General features: G+C 42.9%; 7 protein-coding genes and 1 pseudogene. All 8 read left to right on the forward strand.

Annotation, left to right across the window (positions count from 1 at the left end; genetic code table 11):
- Positions 1-59 precede the first annotated feature (59 nt).
- Entirely contained in the window at positions 60-290 is a 231-nt protein-coding gene (locus tag H8S65_RS12455; protein ID WP_186930280.1) for an NVEALA domain-containing protein, read from the forward strand.
- A 9-nt stretch (positions 291-299) separates the two neighbouring features.
- Positions 300-1,352, forward strand: a complete 1,053-nt coding sequence (locus H8S65_RS12460; RefSeq protein ID WP_186930281.1) for a BF3164 family lipoprotein — start codon at positions 300-302, stop codon at positions 1,350-1,352.
- Between the two features lie 7 nt (positions 1,353-1,359).
- A complete protein-coding gene (locus H8S65_RS12465; protein WP_186930282.1) occupies positions 1,360-2,223 on the forward strand; it encodes a DUF1573 domain-containing protein in 864 nt (287 codons plus the stop codon).
- A 229-nt stretch (positions 2,224-2,452) separates the two neighbouring features.
- Complete coding sequence (locus H8S65_RS12470) at positions 2,453-2,683, forward strand: NVEALA domain-containing protein (protein ID WP_186930283.1); 231 nt, start codon at positions 2,453-2,455, stop codon at positions 2,681-2,683.
- Positions 2,684-2,784: 101 nt separating this feature from the next.
- The gene (locus H8S65_RS12475; protein WP_186930284.1) at positions 2,785-3,927 is read left to right on the forward strand and encodes a 6-bladed beta-propeller; all 1,143 of its coding nucleotides are present in this window, start codon (positions 2,785-2,787) and stop codon (positions 3,925-3,927) included.
- Positions 3,928-4,022: 95 nt separating this feature from the next.
- Positions 4,023-5,507 (forward strand): transglutaminase-like domain-containing protein, encoded by a 1,485-nt coding sequence (locus H8S65_RS12480; protein ID WP_255489195.1) that lies wholly within the window; start codon positions 4,023-4,025, stop codon positions 5,505-5,507.
- A gap of 5 nt (positions 5,508-5,512) precedes the next feature.
- A complete protein-coding gene (lepB, locus tag H8S65_RS12485; protein WP_186930286.1) occupies positions 5,513-6,376 on the forward strand; it encodes a signal peptidase I in 864 nt (287 codons plus the stop codon).
- Positions 6,377-6,410: 34 nt separating this feature from the next.
- A pseudogene (locus H8S65_RS12490) lies at positions 6,411-7,122 on the forward strand (O-antigen ligase family protein); the annotation flags it as partial.

The raw sequence follows: 7,122 nt of genomic DNA on the forward strand, positions 1-7,122 counted from the left end.
TATTAAAGTGGTTTTATGGGACAAATATATTAAAAACTAATTTAACAAATAAAATAAACATGAAAAGAAAGACTATTCAATCAGGTATCGCTCTCCTCTGCTTACTGGGAGGTTTGTATTTTTACTCTACCCAGTCAGATAAAAACGTATTAAATGATTTGGCTTTTGAAAATATCGAGGCTTTAGCCTCAACAGAAGAAGGCCCTAATGAGAACTTCATGTGTTATGGCTGGGGTGACATAGAATGTCATGGAATAAAAGTGGAAAGAAAATACAGTGGTTTCAGATAAAAATCAGCAATGAAGAATCTCCTATACATACTACTTATAGGAATAACATTAATCTCCTGCAGTGGTTCACCCGATCCTCTTTACCCTCGGTATGCAATTTTTCCTGATGAGAAAACAGTAGCCACGCAGGAGATTTCTATTGATTCTGTCTTTTTCCGTTATCCCTACCGGGTAGCGGTAAAAGACAGTATCGCTGTTATTATGGATCTACATAATGATAGTCATTACTTTTATTCTTTCACATACCCCGAATGGACTCCTATAGCATCTTTCGGTAAACGAGGAGGAGGTCCGGAAGAAATGCTTTCCGCCGAAATGTTCCAATTTTGTTCGCCCGATTCTATCTGGGCGCTCGATGCGAACAGGATGCAGATCACACGTTGGTCAATCTCTCCCTATGAAAAAAAGGTTTCCCGTGTGGAAGAAATAGGATTAGACAAAAATCTGGTTCGCTCTTTAGACTTCTACCGTACAGATTCAGCCTTTCTGATCACAGACTATCTGGGTGATTTTCGTTATCACAAAGTCAGTCATAGTGGTAAACCGATCAAAAACATAGGTAAAATCCCCACCGAAATCAACTATGAACAAGATATTCATCCCGCCTTAGCACAAGCTTGGCGTAGTTTTACCGACTACAATCCGAAAAACGGGATATACGCAATAGCGACTCAACTGGGAGAAACCCTTGAAATATACAATTTGAAGACTCAAGCCCATAACGTTATATACGGCCCTGCCGGAGAGCCTCAATTCATTGAAAAAGGAGGCGAAGGATTCCCGACCGGCATCAAAGGGTTTGTGGACATACAAGTCACAGACGATTATATTTATACCGTTTTCGATGGGATGTCCTGGGAAGAGCGGGACAAATTTTACAAACGCGGCATGTCTGCTCCCAAAGGAGGCCATTTCCTTTACGTGTTCGATTTGGCAGGAAACCCGGTTCGAAAATATACGCTCGACAAAAATATTTTAGGCATCCATATCAATGAAAAAACAAACACCGGAATTGCGACCTGTGCGGAAAGCGATAATCCGATCGTGACATTCAAACTATAACAAGAAAATGAAACAACGACTCTACATATTATCCCTGTTATTTTTGTTAGCCGCTTGCCAAGAAAACAAGAAAGAGCAATTTGCCCGTCTGGTTCAGGAATGGCAAGGGAAAGAGATCGTCTTTCCGCAGGATATGGCTTTCACCCGTTTTGTCACTGAACAGGTGGAATACCGGATACCCGATGCAGAATATAAAGTGCTGATTTATGTCGATTCAACAGGTTGCACCAGTTGCAAATTACAACTGCCGAAATGGAAAGAATTGATCGCCCATGTCGATTCGACAACAAACAGCAACATCCCGTTCATCTTCGTCTTCCAGTCGAAAGACGACAAAGAGTTGCGATACATCCTGAAACGCGACAACTTCGACCGTCCGGTCTGTATCGATCGGGACAGCCGATTGGACAAGTTGAACAAATTTCCACAAGATATTACATTTCAGACTTTCTTGCTTGATAAGAATAATAAGGTGAAAGTGATCGGCAATCCGGTGCACAACTTGGCTGTCAGGGCTTTGTATCTAAAACAGATTGCAGGTGTGCAACACAAAGAGATATTGGCAAAAACCACCCTCGAACCGGAAAAAAGCGAATACGATTTAGGGACAGTCAAAGAAGGAACAACCAAGAAGCAGACGATCGCAGTCCGGAATACCGGAATAACTGTCTTTAAGCTGACAGGTTTCACCACCTCTTGCGACTGCACCGAAGCGACTTGCAATTGGAAAGAGCTGCAACCGGGAGAGAGCGGAACGATCACGGTCAGCTATGAAGCGGAACAGCCGGGAGATTTCTACCGGACAGTGGAGATATATGGTAATATCCCGAACAACTCGCTAATGGTGAGTTTTATTGGGACAGTGAAATAAAATAATTAACGGGGAAAAGGAAGGAGTTCCTGCACACAGAACCTTGCAAGTCTAAGCAGAAACTCCCCGATTTTTCCTCATTCAATAACTAATAAAGAAGGAGGTAACGGCAAAAGTAGTAAATTTGGGATAAACAAAAAAGGGTTGGAATCACCTGTTCCGGGAAATGATACCGGACGAAAGATCCAAAATAAAGATAGTCTATAACTCCCTAAAAAATAAAACAAAGATGGGAAAAAGAATCATCGGCGTTATCGCTTTTGTTGCAATCGCCGTTGCGGCCGGCTGGAACTACCAGCAGAACAAACAGAGTGTTGAATTGTCTGACTTAGCATTAGAGAATGTTGAGGCATTGGCTCGTAGAGAAGGTGGAAGTACAAAATATAAATATGTAATTCCAGGAAGTGATTCAAGTGTAAACTGCGTGTGTTCTGGTGCCGGAGATAAGTCCTGCTGCTAATTAATATAAGAGGAGAGAAAAACCGAAAGAATTGATTTTGGATTAAAACAAATCACTATTTCAAATCATTCTCTCCTTCTACTTAATGAATTTAGTTGATAATGAAAAATAAATTATTTATATTATTGGTCTTGTTTGGCATAACAGCTTGTACTTCTATAAAGAAGGAAGAACAAGCTATAACGAAAATTATTTTTTCTGAAACAAGTTCTTCTCTAAACCAATCAAATCTATTAGAAAACAAAAAATATGTACAGCTTGAAACGACTGATGAATGTCTGTTCTCAGAAATCACACAGTTTAGTTGTACTTCAAAAGAATTATTTATATTTGATATCTATACACAAAGCGTTTATGTTTTTGATTATACCGGAAAATTCTTAAGAAAGATACATAAAACAGGACAGGGGCCGGGAGAATATTCAATGATAACATCTATGTTAATCGATGAAGAAAGCAATCTGATATCACTTGTAGATTTAGGGCAAAAAATATTATCTTATGATCTAAATTCATTTGTGTTTATCGATGATATACAGATAGAAACCACCTCTATTGAAAAAGTTGATAAAGACAATTTTGTCAGTTATAATTCACTTTCAACACATATTAAAAATAAGGACTATAAATACCATGTTCTAAAATGTAACAAAAACGGACAAATCGAGCAGAAGTTTCTACCGATTGAATTTGAAAGTGGATATACGATGCGGCCTATTCATCGATTCTATAGATCTGAAGGTGAATTGTTTATCTATTTGCCTTTTACTTCTGACATTTACAAAATCACACCAGATTCATGTTTCCGTTATTATGACGTGAAATATGAGAACCTATCTTTTCCATCGTTAGAGTATTTGAAATCTATAGATAAACAAGGGGATAATTATATAAAAAAATTATATACAGACAATTATGTTTATTTTGTACAAATATTTGAAAATAAGAAGTTTGTAACCTCTCAGTTTAGCGTCGGAGAGAGGAGATATATCGGAATATATGACAAAGACAAAAAAGAAGGGTATTATTATCTTAAAACAGAAAAAAATAGTCCTAAATCAATTGAGAAAGTTGATTGTTTACAAATTATCGGAACGAGTAAAGAGAACTTCATTTCTGTATTAAAAATAGATACGGATTGCAAGACTGAATATATGGATAATGAATTGCAACAAATCATATCAAGAAGGGCTGAAGAAAATAATCCTATTCTTCTTTTCTTTAATCTAAAAAGCAGTCAATAGTATGGATAGATGCGTTCTACATACAGGGACTTCAATCAAAAAACTATAATGTTGGCAAATTGTTCATTCTGCCCATGAAAACATGCTTCTTATTCATGATATTAAATATTCTGACCTCTTGTTCCATGCAAAAGACAAAAGGTGTCAGCTTGGAACAAGCCTTGTCTATGGCCGGAGAAAATCAGGCGGAATTGGAAAAGGTGCTCGAATATTACAAAAATGACAGCTTAAAGTTGGAAGCAGCCCGGTTTTTGATCCGGAACATGCCGTTCCATTTTTCACGGATGGAATATTTCGTATCGCCCGAAGGCGAACGATATGTACCCGACATCCGGAATTTCACGGACAATCAAGCCGTAAAAAGACATTGTGATTCTTTACAGGAAAAAGGATATACGATCAGGAAAGAGATCGTTTACGACATCAAGGCTTTGCATAGTGATTATCTGATCAGAAATATAGACTTGGCTTTTCAAGTCTGGCAAAAGCCTTGGGCAAGAGCCGTATCTTGGAACGATTTTTGTCGCTTTGTTCTTCCTTATCGCTCCCAAACGGAACCGGCTTCCAACTCGCGTGAAACTTTTATGTGCCAGTATATGCCATTGCTGGACTCGTCGTGGGCGCAAACCCCGTTGGAAGCATCTATGATCATCAATGAACAGCTCAGCAAAGAAATTAGATATCAAAAAGCAGGTAGCCCTTTGGTAAACACGATCGAAGAAACCGGCAGGTTCGGCATTGGCACTTGCGAAGCGTTATGCAATTACACGACTTTTGTTATGCGGGCTGTCGGTATACCGATCGCAGTCCATCAAACGACATGGACACGGATGGCTTTTATCCATAATTGGTGTGCCGTCCCGCACAACGGTATCTTCCACGATTTCAGTCCGGGCGAAGCACACTCGCACGACTATGCGGACAAATTGGCGACAGCATATTTTCTTCAACCTGCCAAAGTTTACCGCCGCCATTTCGATGCAGACCTGTCCATTTTGCCGGAACAGGATGACGGGTATATCACGTTGCTTAAAAGTCCGTTATTCACGGATGTGACGGATGAGCAAAAGCTGCCCACGTATACCCTTCACGTGCCGATCGACAAAAAAACAACAGAAAAGAGCGGCTTGGTATACCTGTGCACCTACAATGACAGGGATTGGCAACCGATCGCCATCGGGACACGGGAAAATGATTGTTGTCAATTTGACCGCGTGGCCGGTCGCAATTTCTTGATCGTGGCCGAGGCGATCGGAAAAAACGAATTGAGGTATATTAGCGAACCTTTTCAAACAGATGGAGAAGGTGGGATCCGGTTGCTCAAACCTGATTTCTCACAGGTAACATCCGTTACCTGCCGGCAAGAAGCAGAAAGAAGAATTTTCCCCCTCTCTTTTTGGGATACGGAACGCGGACAATTTGTACCATTGGATTGCAAATGCCAGACAGACAGCACACAATATTATGACAACATCCCGGTCAACGCTCTTTTGCTCCATACGTTCGAAGATAAAAATGGGGTATGGAAAGAAACAGGACTGGCAATTGATGGATACTTTAAGAGAAATAAAGATATTTGAGCCTTGTGAAACGATGGATTAACATATTACTGAACCTATTTCTCGCTTTGGTGAGCCTGGTTGCCCTTTGGATTTTCTCGCAAGTCTTCCTCCTCGCCTCCTTCCGCATCCCCAGCGACTCGATGGAGCCGGAGCTGGTCGAAGGGGATTTCGTGGCGGTTTGGAAACCGACGCTCGGCGCACGGCTGTTCAACCTCAACGCGACGCTGCGACTGGAGCAGACCGAGATTCACCGCGTGCCGGGGCTTCGGGGAGTGAGGCGGGGCGACGTGCTGGTCTTCAACTTCCCGCATCCGAACGGCTGGGACAAGATCGAGATGCACATCCTGAAATATTACATCAAACGGTGTATCGGCTTGCCGGGCGACACACTTTCCATCCGGAACGGAATGTTCCGGGTCAGCGGAGCCGACACGCCATTAGGGAATCTTGATTCACAACGCAGGATCGGGCAGACGTTGCCGGGAGAATTTCCGGACGGCATCTATAACAGTTTCCCGTTCGACTCCATCGCCAATTGGAACATCCGGGATTTCGGGCCGATCTATATCCCGAAAACAGGTGACTGCTTGACTATGAACCGGGGGAATTATATCTTATACCGCAAACTGATCGAGTGGGAGCAAAAAGGGAAATTAGAATATAAAGATTCAACTGTTTTCCTTAATGCCAAACCAATAAAAGACTACTGTTTTCTGAAAAACTATTATTTCGTGGCCGGCGACAAAGGCATGAACTCGCAGGATTCCCGTTATTGGGGCTTGTTGCCGGAAGAATATATCGTCGGCAAGGCGGCATTTATCTGGAAGTCGGTCGACCCGTACACCCGCAAGTTCCGATGGGATCGGTTCATGAAAAAGATTAGATAAAAACAGACTGGCATGGAAATAAAAATACATAAGCATGAAATTGGAATTGCATAGGCATGGGATCCGGACTACACTGGCATCCGTTTTCGGGGCGATGCTGCTCGCCACGCCGCTCGTCGGCGATAGCGGATTGACGAACGGCATTGTGATGGGAAAAGTCTTCTGGTTCCACCTGTCGATGTCGCTGATGGCAATCGGGACGGTTGTGACGGCATGGTTCGGCGGGAGGAAAAGCATTCCGTTTGCATTGCCGGACGGATTGTTGCTCTTGTTTGCCGGGATCACGCTCGCGACATACGACTGGCAGCTCGATCCCGAACCGGGGAAACTGCTTTTCGGCGGACAGTTGTTCGTATTATGGTTCCTGTTGCGCTATTGGCTGGCAGAGGCCCCTTTCTTGAAATTCTTCTTTCTGTTCGTCGGAATGCTCACCGGACTGGTCGAAGCCGTTTGGGGAATGCAGCAATTGCATGGCTATGCCTATTCCAACCATTCGCTTTTCCGGCTGACGGGCTCTTTCTTTAATCCGGGGCCTTACTGCGGGTACTTAGCGGCCGTGCTGCCGGTTTGCCTGTGGGCGGCTTTGAAATTTCAAAAGGGGATGCACTATTTTGCCTGGATATGCGCCGGAGCTATCCTGATTGTTTTGCCTGCCGGAATGAGCCGGTCGGCGTGGATGGCGGCGGTTGTGGCTTGCGGATGGGTGTATTGGACGGAACGGATCGGATGGGAGAAGGCGAAAGCTG

The organism is Parabacteroides hominis (assembly GCF_014287585.1).
GTDB classification, from domain to species: Bacteria; Bacteroidota; Bacteroidia; order Bacteroidales; family Tannerellaceae; genus Parabacteroides; species Parabacteroides hominis.